The sequence below is a fragment of the Lysinibacillus sp. OL1 genome (assembly GCF_004332175.1).
GTDB classification, from domain to species: domain Bacteria; phylum Bacillota; class Bacilli; order Bacillales_A; family Planococcaceae; genus Lysinibacillus; species Lysinibacillus capsici.
In genome coordinates, this window is sequence record NZ_SJDS01000005.1 from 210,608 (window position 1) to 224,788 (window position 14,181).

Sequence of the window (14,181 nt, forward strand, 5' to 3'; positions counted from 1 at the left end):
ATTCTTTTCTATTACGTCTTAATGAATTATTTTACTTTCTTTACTTCCATCATAATTTTGGTTACATAGTCTTCTTCTCGATTTTTCATTACGGCATCATAAATGTATTCCTCGTATACATACTGACCTAGCTCATAACCCTTTTCATGCATGACATTAAATAGCCGTGTGTATGTCTCACCAAGTTTTGAGGAGGGGCCTACATGATAACCAATCACAAATTCACCCTCTATCGCCTTAAAATAAGGATGCCCTTCTCTTGGATGAGGCTGCTCAATATACAAATAACTATAGTTATCGTAATTCCCAGCTAACACTTGCTCTCTTCTTGTTATCCCTCCAATGGGATACCCTGTATCTAACTGAGAGCGATCCAATTCCTCAATAAAGTCAGATACAGCCTTCACAAACTGCTCTTCTGTAGAATTCTCAATATTTTTACTCAAATATAATGTGTCTTCAGGAAAATACTCAATCGTGATGTCCTTAAAATTTAGATGCAGTGCTTCCTCTGTCATTTTGATTTTGACATCAATAATATTCTCAATCATTTCTAGTTCTCTACGTTTCTTCGCAACATGCTCTTTTTGTTGGTGCATCAATTCTAAAAAATTTTCAGGTGATTTCTCTTCCATATAATGCTGAATATCCTTTAAGGACATCCCCACTGCCTTTAATAATTCAATAACACCGAAAAAATCATATTGAGCAAGTGAATAATACCTATAATCCTTACTATCCTTCATGATGGGAGATAATAAACCAATTTGATCATAATAAATAAGTGTCTGTTTATTCACCTTACATAATTTGGCAAATTCACCAGTTGTAAAATACTTTACATTTTTATTAAGCATTTTTTGAGTTTCCTCCCTTGACTATATAGTTACTATATACTTTAGATTGTACCTATTCAAAATAAAAATAGAAAGGTTTTGACATTATGTTCACGGAGATTCGTGACATTACAGCTTTTAACAAGAAAGAAATTTTAGCATTACGTATCGCTGACAATCAGCAACATTTTATTGAATCTACAGAACAATGCTTAGCAGAGGCGGAAATGGATCGACACTTTACGCCTTTAGGTCTGTATAAAGATAACACCGCTATAGGCTTCGCTATGTACGGCTTATTCCCTCATGATGATTATAGTCAACGAGTATGGCTTGATCGCTATCTAATAGCAGAACAATACCAAGGACAAGGTTTGGGAAAACATTTTTTACAGCAACTTATTCAATATTTAACAGTAAAGTTCAACTGTCTTCAGATATATTTAAGTGTTTATGACAATAACGCTGTAGCTATCCAGCTGTATAAACAATTCGGTTTTATATTTAATGGTGAGCTAGATGATAAAGGGGAAAAAGTAATGGTTTTGGAGGTGCATGGTTATGACAACCATTAATCCAATTGAAACAAAGCCACTGAAACCATTATTTTTATCATACTTATTCCCTGCCATGATCGGGATGCTTTTAATGTCCGTCAATATATTGGTAGATGGCATTTTCGTTAGTCACGGCGTGGGACCTACAGCTTTAGCTGGGGTTAATATAGCTGTTCCTATTTTCTCTATTTTGCTTTCTATTTCTCTATGGATTGGTATGGGAGGAGCTACTCTTTTCTCGATTTCTCTAGGAGAGGCAAATAAGCAACGAGCCCATCAACTATTTACATTGGCGTTTTCTACAATGCTTGTGGTTGTGATCACGATTATTGGATTTCTCGCATTAAATCTAAAGGATATTTCTTATATATTCGGAGCGAGTGATGATACGTATCCTTATGTGCAGGAGTATTTACATGTAATTTTGCTCTTTGGGATATTTTACACAATTGAAAATTTATTAAGCATCTTTATTCGAAATGATGGCAATCCAAAATTGGCTATGCTGGGCTTAATTACAACATCGGCTTTGAATATACTCTTAAATTATGTTTTCATCTTTGTACTAGACTATGGTGTGACTGGCTGTGCCTTAGCGACAGCAATAGCTACAATTATAGGTACGTCTGTGCTATGTCTCCATTTTTTCCGTCCTCAATCTGAGTTAAAATTTGTCACTTCATTTTTAAATCTATCAGATTTGAAAAAAATTTTTGCTATAGGTTTACCTAGCTTTATTGTTGAAGCCTCCGTTGCAGTTATCGTTATTTTGTATAACGTTACATTTTTACATTATTTAGGTGCGAATGGCGTTACTGCCTATGCAATGGTCAATTACATCCATACTGTCTTACTGACTATTTTCCTTGGCGTCGGTATGGCTCTACAACCGTTAGTTAGCTATCACCACGGGGCAAGATTACTAGAAAGATTAACAGCTTTATTGAAAATCGGTTTAGCTACCGCGTTTATTTTAGGATTAACAACAGCTCTTATAGCTCTTCTTTTCCCTTCTCAATTAATGGCGTTATTCGGAGATAGCTCATTGGAAATTCGCAGTATGGCAGCACAGGGCTTTGTTCATTTTGCCATTGGCTATGTATTTTTAGGGATCAACATGGTGTTCGCAGAATTCTTTCAATCCATTGAAAAAATTCGTATTGCTACAACAATTATGTTACTACGCAGTATTATCTTATTTATCCCTACTCTCATCATACTACCCAAGATACTTGGCTCGCAGGCTATTTGGTGGACCTTCCCAGTAGCAGAAGGAATTACAGCATTGCTTATTTACTTGTTCATTAGGAAAAATCCAAGAACGCTTTCATCTCCTGACCATGCTTAAATGAAAGGGGACCTCATCAAGGTCCCCTTTTAATATGTTTGCCTAACAAAATTGCATTTTTAGCGTACCTCTTCCTTCTTCTACTATTACTTCCCCAACTGCTCCATTCACTAGAATTAATTGAGGGGGGACATGTCCAATATCTACTTCATAGAAAACTGGTATTCCCATCTCGTCAAAAATATCCCCTAATGCATCCACCAATGTAAAGTCCCCTAGATTTTCATATAGTCCTGCTCGCCCGATTAGAACACCATTACATTTATTGAACCAACCATTATACTTTAATTGCCACAAAGCTCGGTAGATTTTTGCTGCATCCATACCAACACTTTCTAAATACCATATTGTTCCTTCCTCAGAGCAATATTCGTTAATAAATGATTGAACGTAATCGAAGGGCGTACCTATAAGAATTTGCAATGTATTTAAACAGCCACCTATCAACCTACCTGTCATACGATTACTACGATCTTGGTTTAGAACTTTCCATTCGGTTGCACTGTCAAAATAAAATCCTGTAGCAGGATTTTTATAAACTTGCTCCCAGCTCGATTGAAAATAGTGAGAAGAGCTTTGAGTTATTGAATGACCAGTCTTACATGTAATTACGTCTATCCATTTAGAAGAAAGTTCATCCCATTGAGGTGCAGATAATTCAGTAAAATTCACCCCATGTGCGGATGCGTACCCCGTCATGGTTGTGTATACAAAAGATAAAGTACTAATATCTGAATACCCTAATATCCATTTGGGTCCCGCTTTTTTTAATTCGTCCCAATCGATTAAAGGTAATAACTCCATTAAAAAACTGCCTCCCCACGGTGGCATGACGACATCTATACGCTCATCTAATAAATAGTCCATAAGTTCAGAGACTCGCTTTTCTTTTGTTGTACTTCTACCTTTAAGCTGCGTCCAGGTAGTATTTCCAATAATAACTTTCATTCCTCTTTGTATTAATTGTTTTTCAGCTTCTGTTAGTAATAGATGGAGATGCTGTTCGACTCCACTAGAGGGTGCTGTCACGCCAATCGTAAGAGGTGTTTTTAAAGTAGGATATTGTATTTTCATTTACCATCTCTCCTTTGTGCCTTCAAAAAATAATTGTTTTACAACAACAAGACGATTTTGGGTCTCTTAATTAGTTTCGTATATCATTTTTAGAATACATTTTAACTAAAAATACAGCTATGTAAGTTTCAACACTATTTCTGTCCTTCACACAGAAACAGAAATTTTTACCAATTATACTTGTGTTCAGAAAAAAAACCAACACAAAAATCTGCGCTGGTTAAATTTCTACTTTTAAATTTTCATATACTCATCACGCAACAGACTCATAATGATTTCATCAGAAAACGTATTATTCATAAACAAGGCCTGCCTCAAAACACCTTCTTTTTTAAAGCCGACCTTTTCATAGGATTTAATTGCTCTACTATTGTGTGAATATACCTGTAATTCTAAGCGATTCAGATTTAGCTCCTCAAATGTAAATCTTTGAGCAAGCCTAACTGCTTCTGAACCCATACCTCTGCCACAGTTCTCTATATTATGTAAAGCTATACGGAACACTGCCTTTTTATTATCTAAATCAACCTCCATAATCGCCAAATCACCAATTACCTGATCATTATCAACTAAACAAATAGCAAAATCATAGCGAGAAGAATCTACTGTAAAGCGTTTGATTGCCTCTTTGATTTGTTCCTTTGTTAAGATGTTCCGTGTTCCTGTCATATACATGATTTCTTCATTTTGAAAGCATCTTATAATACTATCACAATCATCTTCACGTATTTCTCTTAAATAGACCTGTTGACCTTTTATCAATATAAACACCTCTTGTGCATTAAATAAGGAATCATCATGTATGTAGATGATTCCTTTGTTAGAACTATTCCATTTGTTTTTCAGTGTGTACCTTCACCGATTTCTTCGCAGGGTCTTCCGAGGAGGTTACACCTAGAATATCAAGCAGGAACATAAATAGTGGAATACCTATGATTAGTCCCCATACACCAAGGAAATGCTCAGAAAAGAGAATGACCATAAACGTATAGAAAATCGGTAAATCTGTTTTGGCAGACATAAGCTTTGGATTTAAGAAATACGCTTCAATGGCATGTAAAACCATAACAATAACTAAAATATAGACGATGTACATCAAACCACCAATGCTATATGCAATAATACTTAATGGTATTAATGAGATGATAACGCCTGCGACTGGAACTAAGCCTAAAATAAAGAGCATAATCCCAAGTGCAATCAAATGTGGGAAGCCCATAATAGAAAGGGCGATGACGGATAACACACAGTTAACAGCAGCAATAATAAATTGTGCTTCAATTACTTTACCAAATGAGCGGATGAATATTCTTGAGAAATAATGAAGCTCATCGTAAAGCGGTCCAATTTTACTATCCTTAAACTTAGCTGTAAACTCAATAATACGATTCTTTTCTAACAAGATGAATAAACTCAAAATTAGAGAAATCAATATTTGCATAATGATTTTACCAATATTCGTAATATTTTTAAGAGTTAAATCCACACCTTGCTCTAAATATTTCCCGAGCTCTATTTTCTCAAAAGTCGGTGCTAAGTATCTCGCAATCTCATTGTCATCTGGGTCGAGATTAAAACTTGCAATGAGGTCAAAAAGCTGTGTGATCTGCTGGGTCACAATCGGTAAATATTTGTAAATAACAGCTACAATACCCGCAACAAGTAAAAGATATAATGTTACCGTCACAGCTTTTTCATTCATCGGCGTATATTTTCTAATGCTTTTCGTTGTCTTGGTAGTAAGCTGGTTCATCAAATAAGTAATAATAAACGTAAGTAAAATTAGATTGATCATACTACGCATTAAATATAATGCAAGAGCAATCCCAACTAGAATAATAAAACGCTTAAATCCATTACTCCGAAAGAAATTATTCATTTATTCACTCCTTCTACAAAACGGCCTCGCTGCCTCTGCTACCTAGGGCTACACTATAAAATTGATTTATAACAATACGCATCATTCTTATGTAAAAATTTCCCTCTCATTTACTGAGTATAGCCATCTACCTTCAAAATAAGACGAAATATATGTTTCTTTTAGAAGTGTCTGTATAAAACCTAAGGCGGGGTTGAAGTGAATTGTATGTCTTGTCAAATTAAAAAGTCGAAACTCTTATCCTTTGTGAAAGCTTTACCAGCGTATTAGCCAAAATTCTATAAATCTATTATAACCCTTTAAACCAGCATATCCAATTTGTATGTTCTTTTATAATGGTATTTGTATAGAACTTTTATCAACTATTACTTTATGCTATTTTGATTAGAGATATAAATTAAACAGAGACAAGGACTGATTCTATGAAAATTGCGAGAAACCCTCAGAACATTCATCCACCCGTTGCTCCTTATGTTCATCAAATTGAGGTGACGGGGCCTCAGAGATGGTTAACACTATCTGGACAAATCGGCATGATAGCTGATGGATCTATACCTGAAGATGCAATAGCTCAATTGAAGATAGCACTTGAAAATATTAAAAGAAATCTAGATAGTGCCGATATGGAAGTTCAAGATATTACAAAGCTCGTCTTTTATTTAGTGGGGGATATGGATGCTATTCAACGAAAGGAAATTATCAGTGACTTCTTGGGGGAACATCTTCCATGTACAACATTAATGTATGTCGTTGCACTCGCTACGCCAGCTTTAAAGGTTGAGATTGACGCATGGGCTTGTAAGGATTTATAAATTCATCCTATGTTTTATAAACTAAATTTGTGCATTTTTTTTATTTTTCAATACCCCTTTAGCAGTGCTAAAGGGGTATTGCCTTATTATTTAAGTAATGTCAGCGTCGTTGCAATAGCGTTATCAGCAAACGAGCGTTGTGGCTGCGATTTCAGCATAACTGTTAACCCTATTAACGCAACAATTAATCCTTGCGCTAAAGACTTTGAATCCGTGTTCGCCTCTAGTTCTCCTGATTGAATTCCCCGTTCAATTGTCTCCTGAAAAATTACTGATAGATAGAGTTGATGCTCACTGCAAATGAGGCGATTCATATAAATCAATCATCCTCTATATCCCGCGCTGTAACATTATTATTCGCTACAGCCTGCGGAATGTCTGTTGCCAATATTTATTTTGCTCAGCCGCTGCTAGATGAATTATCGAATGATTTTGCTATTGATCAATCAATTATTGGTTTGATTATTACTATCACACAAATTTTTTATGGGCTAGGCTCTCAAAAATCTCTCCAACTTTAGCTTAGTTTGATCCTGCAAGCCTGCTTAATCAAGCTCACGTACTTTAATCGGAATTAATGTTCTTTCCAATTGTTCACGGTGCTGCTCGTACTGAGGTGGCAACATTAATTGACTACCCATTGTCTCTTTTGTCTCGTCATGAGCAAATCCAGGAGGATCTGTAGCGATTTCAAATAAAATTTCGCCAGGTTCACGGAAATAAATCGCATTAAAATAATTACGATCTTTTACTTCTGTTACATGTTGTCCATGATTCATCACATACTCTTGCCATTCTAAATGATCTGTATTATCTTGAGCTCTCCACGCAATATGATGCACAGTTCCTACACCCATTTGGCCACGTTGACCTGCAACTGTTTTTAAATCCACTGTATTGCCGATTTCTGCACTAGAAGTATAACGCGTATAGTCACCTTCCGTCGCTACCTTTTCAAGACCCATTACTTCTGTTAAAACTTTGGCAGTTTCTTCAGGGTGACTTGAGAATAGTGTAGCTCCACCAAATCCTTTGATAGCAACCTCAGGTGTTACTTCACCAAATGACCATTCGTTGAGCCCGCCTTTCGCACGTGCCACGAGTTCAATATGCAAACCATGTGGATCATCGAATTGAATGACTTGCTCACCAAAACGTTCAGCTTTTTGGAAAGGAATCGAGTATTTCGCTAAGCGATTAACCCAAAATGGCAGTGCTCCTTCTGGTACAACATACGTTGTAACGCCAACCTGACCATCACCAATACGTCCTTGATAAGCATTAGCCCAAGGGAAGAAGGTAATGATTGTTCCTGGTTTCCCACCTTTGTCACCGAAATATAAATGATATGTGCCCGGATCATCAAAGTTTACTGTTTGTTTTACTAAACGTAAGCCTAATACTCCCGCATAAAAATCAATATTCTCTTGCGGATGTCCTACGATCGCTGTGATATGGTGTATACCTGCTGTATGTTTTTTCATGTTAACAAGCCCTTTCATGACTATATTTCTCACCTATACTATGCCCTATTTATACCTACCTCAATCTGTAAAAGCTTAGCGAATTGTATACAACGCTTTAGACCATGGGATCAATTGATCTAACATTTGGTTTACTGAATCTATTTGTACTTCTTTTGGTTTAAATTCTGTGCCATTTTCAAAATCTGTGAATAATGATAGTGCTGGATGAACACGCACATCTGCGATTAAAAGCTCACCCATAATCCCACGTAAATGTTCTGCTGCACGAGCACCGCCAACAGAACCATAAGATACGATTCCAGCTGCTTTGTTATTCCATTCAACACGTAAGTAGTCTAGTGCATTTTTTAATGCACCTGTAATAGAGTGATTGTATTCTTGTACGATGAATACAAAACCATCTTGTTTAGCAATAATTTCTGACCAACCTTGTGCTCCTGAAGCATCCTGTCCTGGCTCACCTAATAATGGTAATTTATAATCAGCAATATCAATCACTGTATAATTGGCATCTCCACGTTGATCTGCAATTTCCTTTACCCACTGTGCTACTTGAGGGCTTACACGCCCCTCACGAGTTGATCCAATAATAATACCGATATTTAATTCTGCCATTGTTTGTTCCTCCTCTTTTTTTGTACGAAATAATTTATTAAAAAACCCCATAATTGTACCTCCTGGCGAAGCTAAAGGTTCGAATTCATTTATCTTGAATTTATTTATCTTGAATTCGAGATAATAATAACACGATATTTTTATAAACGTCAACAACTTTGTTTTGAAAATTAAAAAGGCAGAGATAATTAATTCTCTGCCTCCCCTAAAAGCTTATAAACTTGTGTTTTTAGATAACGATATTGACTATCATTAGTATCTTGAAAAGCCTCTACCCTATTTGAATCAATATCTTGGTAGTGGATTAGATATGGAAATTGTTCCTCGGAGAAATCCTTTCTTTCTCCATTAATAATATTATAAAAGTGCCAGCCTTCCTCAAGAAATGTCTTCCTAATTTCTCCGCCAAGAATATCCTGCACAACTAATGAAGTGACGCCACATTGTCCTTTTGCAGGGTTGTCCACACTCCATTTAGAACTTGATTGAATGGACCATGATTTTCTTAAGGCATTTAATACATCTTTTTCCATGCAAAAACTCCTTTCAAACACGTTAAAATGGGACTTCATCCATTCTTATTGGTGTTGACTTCCCAACTACCCAATCATCTTTAATAGAACCATAGACAATACTATCTGTCACAGTACCATCTTCATTTTCCCAAGCATTTCTTAAATACCCTTCCTTCACAAAGCCAGCTTTACTAAAGCATTTTCGCATTCCTATATTATCAACTCTTGTGTAGCCTTCAATACGAATTTTCTTTCTTTCGGCAAACAGATATTCTTGTAGCCAATGAAGTGCTTTGACACCATATCCTTTGCCTCGATAATTTGCATCTAAACGGAGATCAAAAAGAGGGATCGTATCGTCTATATCATGAATAAAGATAACGCCAACTTTTTCTCCATCTTCTAGTATCCAATGTGTTTCACGATTGTTCTGATAGTATCCTTCGGCATATGCAGCTCGAATAGCCTCTTCTTTTATGTAGGAATTCGTGTGATACAACCATCTATTTTGCGTTAATAAATGAACTAAATCATCGATTTCTTCTTCAAATAATTTTATTTCCATACATATCTCCTTTCATCTAAACGTCCTCACATATATCTGAAAAAATAAAATTAGTTTTTGTATGTGCATATGGCTGTAATGCATCAATAAACTGCTCTACATCAGGAAAAGATTGAAAATGCCCCTTTAATAAAAAACATGACTCACCTGAAATGCGATAACAGAAGTCTATATTTGTATAAACCTTCAGATGTTCTTTAAAGTCTGCATAGCGGTTATTTTTGATTGTCGCCTCAACAATCGCTTCAATTGGATAACCCAATGCTTTCTTATTAATAGCTAACGTATATCTCTTAATGACCTTCTGTTCCTCTAATTGTCTTATTCTTTCACGAACTGCTGGTGCAGATAAGTGAACCCTTCTTCCTAGCTCGCTCATAGAAATTCGACTATCTTCTTTTAATTCTTTAAGTATCATTTCGTTAATGAAATCCATTTTGTAAATACCCCTTCTTTTTGAAGGAAAACAATCATATTTCCCTTCGAATTGATATGTTAACTTCGTTATGAACATTTTACACTAATTAATAGAAGGAGGAATGATTGATGACACTTATTCAATTATATGACAAGGGCTTAACACCCTTTCAACAATTATTAGGCTACAACAAGGGAATTCAGCTGCACTGGCAGCAGTTGGGGGAGGTACTCGAAAAAGACGGGCATCTATCCACTTCATTAAAAGAAGAGGTTCGAAAAACTTTAGCTCAAAAAAATGGCTGTCAGTATTGTCAGGCAAAAGGCAAGCCTGATCCCCAGAACTATGATGAGAAAACGGCAGTATGCACAGGTTTTGCGGAAGCATTCTTAGCTGCTAAGGGGCACACCGCCCCCAACGTCACGGCTGTATTAAAGGACTATTTAACAGAAGCGGAGATTAGTGAGCTACTAGCATTTATTTGCTTCACGACAGCACAGCAATATTTTGGCGCACTCATGCAATTAAAATAATAAGGAGCTAGGGGCGAAACCCTAGTTCCTATTCCAGCTGCTATCCTTTTAATTCCATTTTATTAGCTATATCTATAATAAATTTCTTACTAAGCTCTTCTTTCATATTATTTTCAGCATCCACCATCACTTGCTCAATGAGACAGCCTTGATGATGGAAGGAATCTTCGTGATCAGAAGAGCAACTAAATAATGAGGTTTGTCCTTCAATCGCATAAATAACCTCTAAAAACGAAATTTCTTGGGGGCGCTTAGAAATGCGGTAACCACCGTTGACACCTGGGTTTGACTCAATTAAGCCTGCCTTCACAAGCTTAGTTAATATTTTGGAAAGATAGGTTGGAGATAATTTTTGCATTTCTGCTAAAGACTCTACACTCATTGATTTCCCTTTAGGATTGCGTGTTAAAAACACCATTGTATGTAAAGCATAATTTGTTGCTTTTGAATACTTCATCATTCATCACCCTTCATTCAGGACCTTTATTATCTGCAATTAAAACACATTCTATCATAATTCAAGAAAAAAGCATGTTTTGTATGAAAACACGCTTTTATGATCCCTAGTCATGCTGTCCATAACCCGCTTCTCCAGCAAGAGCATCAGCCTTTGTTACTTGTACAGTCCCAAATGGATGATTTGGTGGCGCATAGATCGTGTAAAGCTTTAGTGGTTTATCCCCTGTATTCGTAACATTATGCCATGTTCCTGCTGGTACCATAATAGCCGTATCTTCTGCGACATGTCTCTGATAGTTTAAATAATCTCTAGTTGGCCCCATTTGAGTTAATCCATGCCCCTCCTCAATACAAATGAATTGGTCCACATGTGGGTGTACTTCTAAACCAATATCTTCTCCGACATTAAGACTCATCACCGTTACTTGTACGTTTGACCCTGTCCACAATGCTGTACGATAATTTTTATTGCGCTTTGTAGCCTCTTCAATGTCGATAACAAATGGTGTTGGTCCAAAATCATTCTGGACATTACTTCTTGGCGCTCGTTCTGCCTGATTTGGATAGGCCCAATAAACAGGTTGATAACCGTAATGATACGATTGATAATTACCGTAATAAGGGTGGTACATTTATCTCAATCCTCTCATGCATGATAACGCTATAGTATGCAGCTGAATGAAAGAAGGTACTCACATGTAGTGTGACTTAATTGAGTAATCTTTATATATAGACTGGAGGTAGATACAGTGTATGCTAGATTAACAAAAAAGCTTGCAGGTAATCCTGCGATTAAATGGTTTTCTGGACACGTTGAGCAGAGTTAGGATTCGATTTACCACCATCCTATTGCTGGTGGTTAAAAAATTATGGCAATGGGCAGCTGAATGGTGGATCTATTCTCTCAATCGGCCCACCAGCATACAGAGACATCAATGATCATGATATTCTCTATATACATCGTCTTAACTTGGCTGACGAGGAGTGGTGTAAACAATTTCCGAATAGATTGGATTTATTTATTCCAGACTCTGACGAATTGTACTTCTTTGATCGTTCGTCTAAAGATGAACACGGCGAATTTCCAGTTATGTGCTATGACTTAATGAATGACATGATCTATGAATATGCCTCTTCTTTCTCAGAATTTCTTGAAAAACTGATTGATGAGCGTAGTTAATAGTATGAGTTGCCTTATCTATGGGCAACTCACAACTCGGAAAATTCCTCTTTCAAACGCTTACGAAATTTATCATCTGTAAGAAATTTCAATTGAAAACTATTCATACTATTTGAGAGCTTAATCTGCTCCATTGTATTTAAGTTGTTAGCGAAAAAGGCTATTTCTGTTTGATTTCCATCTTTATCTTCCGCATAGGCTGCTAGTGTTAACACAAATGCCGTCGATCCTCCCTTTTGACCAGCATGTTTTAACCATGCTTGATTTCTAGGATTCTGCATCAATTGCTCCAACACGGGATCTAAATATTTATGTACTTCTGCGCTAAAGAAATTTTTACCATTCAATTTTTCTAAAATAGAGATGTAATCACTTGTTGTGGCCCTTATTAAACGATCAGACCATATCTTTTGAAAATCCATATTGAGCATTTTTTGAGCTTTTGTTTTCTCCTCAATTGTTAAAGGATGTTCTATCCAATTCGAATGAATAGCCAATGCACGATCACGATATTCAACCATATCCATTTTTCGCAAAGCAGTTAATGTTGCTTTTTTCGTTAAATTTTTTTCCTCCATCAAGTGAATGGGAATATAAAGTGCACTTACAATTGGATACAAAGGTTCATGATCCTCTACATTTAACTGTGTAAGCACATCATTAAATATTTGAAAGTCTAATACATTCATTAAATATTCCGTATTTGCATTGGAGCTATAGGCAATCATGCCATTTGCTACTTCACTTAAAGGTACACTATCTGCACCCTGAAGGTTTAACTGCGCCAACCATGCTTTATGTGCGCCGCCATCTGTTTTAGGAATGTAGAATGCCTCTAACTCCTTTAGATTTACTTGCTCTTTAGGATTAATACGGCCATCAGCTGCTTGTTGCGCATAGGCGATGGCTACGATTATTTTAACCGTACTTGCTAACGGTAGCTGTTCCTTGGTGTTTAGCTCCACCCAATGTTGTTGATTATATTGAATGGCTACGGAAATATTTTTATCCTCTTTATGTTCCTTGATAAATTGCACGATATATTCAGGATCGTTCTTCTTGATTTCTTTTTGAAACTTCCAAAAAATAATGCTACATACAAAACCTATACAAACCAAAACACTGCCAATCATCCAATACAACTTTTTCATATTCATCCCTCCATCATTCAGCTGCTTCTAACAACCATTGCTGTAATACTGTAGACGACTGGTTATTTAATCGTAATGCTATTTCTGTTTTTATTTCTGGAGGCATCACTTCAACAAGTATGCATACAGAATCCCTTGCTTGATTCACCTCGAATAACTCTTCTTAGCACAAACTAATTCAGCTCCAATTGCTCGATGATATCGATCGTTGACATACTCTCCTCCTTAATGAATTAGAGAAGCTCGTAAATTGCTAACCCCATTTTCTAAATATCCTTTGAGGCACGTTAATGTATAGACCCAACCCTCTTTTTGGCCCATCATTTTTGTCACAATTTCTGGGTCATGTGCATTTAACCCAGATTCTACAACAGTAATAATTGTTTCACTTTCTGATTCTTCAAAAGTGATGGTAACCATTGTCACTTCACCATGCTCTTCTCCCCAAACAAACACAATTTTTTTATTCATCTCCATTTCAAGCACAGTGATCACACCCTCTGCACCATACTCCTCATATTTAAGCGTGATTCTTTTACCTTCTGCCCATCTTTCGGAACTGCTAGAAAACCAATAATGACCGATTTCAGTAGGGGAAATAATGGCTTAAATACTTTATGGGCTGGTTGATTGATTTTTAGTTTCGTCGTCACATCCGTATTTATCATCATTCATCTTCCTTTTTCATATTGTCTATCTACACCTTCGCCGAAATTTTCCATTAACCTTCCTTCCTAATAAAAATTCACTAA

At 36.3% G+C, this 14,181-nt stretch carries 17 protein-coding genes and 4 pseudogenes; 6 read left to right on the forward strand and 15 right to left on the reverse strand.

Going from position 1 to position 14,181, the window contains the following annotated elements; all coding sequences use genetic code 11:
• Positions 1-26 precede the first annotated feature (26 nt).
• The gene (locus EW028_RS11700) at positions 27-857 is read right to left on the reverse strand and encodes a MerR family transcriptional regulator (protein WP_131520991.1); all 831 of its coding nucleotides are present in this window, start codon (positions 855-857) and stop codon (positions 27-29) included.
• A gap of 86 nt (positions 858-943) precedes the next feature.
• On the opposite strand from EW028_RS11700, the gene EW028_RS11705 reads away from it, so the two are divergent.
• Positions 944-1,411 carry a GNAT family N-acetyltransferase gene (locus EW028_RS11705; RefSeq protein ID WP_131520992.1) on the forward strand — a complete coding sequence of 156 codons (468 nt, stop codon included), beginning with the start codon at positions 944-946 and terminating at the stop codon, positions 1,409-1,411.
• Entirely contained in the window at positions 1,398-2,741 is a 1,344-nt protein-coding gene (locus EW028_RS11710) for an MATE family efflux transporter (RefSeq protein WP_131520993.1), read from the forward strand. Before EW028_RS11705 ends, EW028_RS11710 begins: the two co-directional genes overlap by 14 nt.
• A gap of 42 nt (positions 2,742-2,783) precedes the next feature.
• Here the strand turns inward: EW028_RS11710 and EW028_RS11715 are convergent, their stop codons facing one another.
• The 3 genes from EW028_RS11715 to EW028_RS11725 form a co-directional block, all read right to left on the reverse strand.
• Positions 2,784-3,815: a S66 family peptidase gene (locus EW028_RS11715; RefSeq protein ID WP_131520994.1), complete on the reverse strand. Its 1,032-nt coding sequence runs from the start codon at positions 3,813-3,815 to the stop codon at positions 2,784-2,786.
• Positions 3,816-4,049: 234 nt separating this feature from the next.
• Positions 4,050-4,577: a GNAT family N-acetyltransferase gene (locus EW028_RS11720; protein ID WP_131520995.1), complete on the reverse strand. Its 528-nt coding sequence runs from the start codon at positions 4,575-4,577 to the stop codon at positions 4,050-4,052.
• A 64-nt stretch (positions 4,578-4,641) separates the two neighbouring features.
• Positions 4,642-5,694, reverse strand: coding sequence for an AI-2E family transporter (locus EW028_RS11725; RefSeq protein WP_048394009.1), 1,053 nt, complete (start codon positions 5,692-5,694; stop codon positions 4,642-4,644).
• A 422-nt stretch (positions 5,695-6,116) separates the two neighbouring features.
• Between EW028_RS11725 and EW028_RS11730 the strand changes: the two genes are divergently transcribed.
• Positions 6,117-6,506: a RidA family protein gene (locus tag EW028_RS11730; RefSeq protein ID WP_131520996.1), complete on the forward strand. Its 390-nt coding sequence runs from the start codon at positions 6,117-6,119 to the stop codon at positions 6,504-6,506.
• A gap of 86 nt (positions 6,507-6,592) precedes the next feature.
• On the opposite strand, the pseudogene EW028_RS11735 reads toward EW028_RS11730, so the two are convergent.
• Positions 6,593-6,811 (reverse strand): annotated as a pseudogene (locus tag EW028_RS11735) (TetR/AcrR family transcriptional regulator); the annotation flags it as partial.
• On the opposite strand from EW028_RS11735, the pseudogene EW028_RS11740 reads away from it, so the two are divergent.
• Positions 6,794-7,003 (forward strand): annotated as a pseudogene (locus EW028_RS11740) (MFS transporter); the annotation flags it as partial. The pseudogenes EW028_RS11735 and EW028_RS11740 overlap by 18 nt on opposite strands.
• 48 nt (positions 7,004-7,051) lie before the next feature.
• On the opposite strand, the gene EW028_RS11745 reads toward EW028_RS11740, so the two are convergent.
• From EW028_RS11745 to EW028_RS11765, 5 genes are all read right to left on the reverse strand, one after another.
• Positions 7,052-7,990, reverse strand: coding sequence for a ring-cleaving dioxygenase (locus EW028_RS11745; protein ID WP_193767365.1), 939 nt, complete (start codon positions 7,988-7,990; stop codon positions 7,052-7,054).
• A 75-nt stretch (positions 7,991-8,065) separates the two neighbouring features.
• Positions 8,066-8,659, reverse strand: coding sequence for an NADPH-dependent FMN reductase (locus EW028_RS11750; protein WP_004231581.1), 594 nt, complete (start codon positions 8,657-8,659; stop codon positions 8,066-8,068).
• 137 nt (positions 8,660-8,796) lie between these two features.
• A complete protein-coding gene (locus EW028_RS11755) occupies positions 8,797-9,141 on the reverse strand; it encodes a YunG family protein (RefSeq protein WP_131520998.1) in 345 nt (114 codons plus the stop codon).
• 22 nt (positions 9,142-9,163) lie between these two features.
• Entirely contained in the window at positions 9,164-9,688 is a 525-nt protein-coding gene (locus EW028_RS11760) for a GNAT family N-acetyltransferase (protein WP_131520999.1), read from the reverse strand.
• Positions 9,689-9,704: 16 nt separating this feature from the next.
• Positions 9,705-10,124 carry an Lrp/AsnC family transcriptional regulator gene (locus tag EW028_RS11765; RefSeq protein WP_131521000.1) on the reverse strand — a complete coding sequence of 140 codons (420 nt, stop codon included), beginning with the start codon at positions 10,122-10,124 and terminating at the stop codon, positions 9,705-9,707.
• 110 nt (positions 10,125-10,234) lie between these two features.
• On the opposite strand from EW028_RS11765, the gene EW028_RS11770 reads away from it, so the two are divergent.
• Positions 10,235-10,639: a carboxymuconolactone decarboxylase family protein gene (locus tag EW028_RS11770; protein WP_131521001.1), complete on the forward strand. Its 405-nt coding sequence runs from the start codon at positions 10,235-10,237 to the stop codon at positions 10,637-10,639.
• Between the two features lie 40 nt (positions 10,640-10,679).
• Here the strand turns inward: EW028_RS11770 and EW028_RS11775 are convergent, their stop codons facing one another.
• Positions 10,680-11,099: an Rrf2 family transcriptional regulator gene (locus EW028_RS11775; protein ID WP_131521002.1), complete on the reverse strand. Its 420-nt coding sequence runs from the start codon at positions 11,097-11,099 to the stop codon at positions 10,680-10,682.
• A 103-nt stretch (positions 11,100-11,202) separates the two neighbouring features.
• Entirely contained in the window at positions 11,203-11,730 is a 528-nt protein-coding gene (locus tag EW028_RS11780; protein ID WP_131521003.1) for a cupin domain-containing protein, read from the reverse strand.
• Positions 11,731-11,975: 245 nt separating this feature from the next.
• On the opposite strand from EW028_RS11780, the pseudogene EW028_RS11785 reads away from it, so the two are divergent.
• A pseudogene (locus EW028_RS11785) lies at positions 11,976-12,278 on the forward strand (US22-like family protein); the annotation flags it as partial.
• Positions 12,279-12,307: 29 nt separating this feature from the next.
• Here the strand turns inward: EW028_RS11785 and EW028_RS11790 are convergent.
• From EW028_RS11790 to EW028_RS11795, 3 genes and pseudogenes are all read right to left on the reverse strand, one after another.
• The gene (locus tag EW028_RS11790) at positions 12,308-13,429 is read right to left on the reverse strand and encodes a serine hydrolase (RefSeq protein WP_131521004.1); all 1,122 of its coding nucleotides are present in this window, start codon (positions 13,427-13,429) and stop codon (positions 12,308-12,310) included.
• Positions 13,430-13,442: 13 nt separating this feature from the next.
• Complete coding sequence (locus EW028_RS25645; RefSeq protein ID WP_217492442.1) at positions 13,443-13,577, reverse strand: DUF4303 domain-containing protein; 135 nt, start codon at positions 13,575-13,577, stop codon at positions 13,443-13,445.
• Positions 13,578-13,654: 77 nt separating this feature from the next.
• Positions 13,655-14,097: pseudogene (locus tag EW028_RS11795) on the reverse strand (SRPBCC family protein).
• Positions 14,098-14,181: the final 84 nt, after the last annotated feature.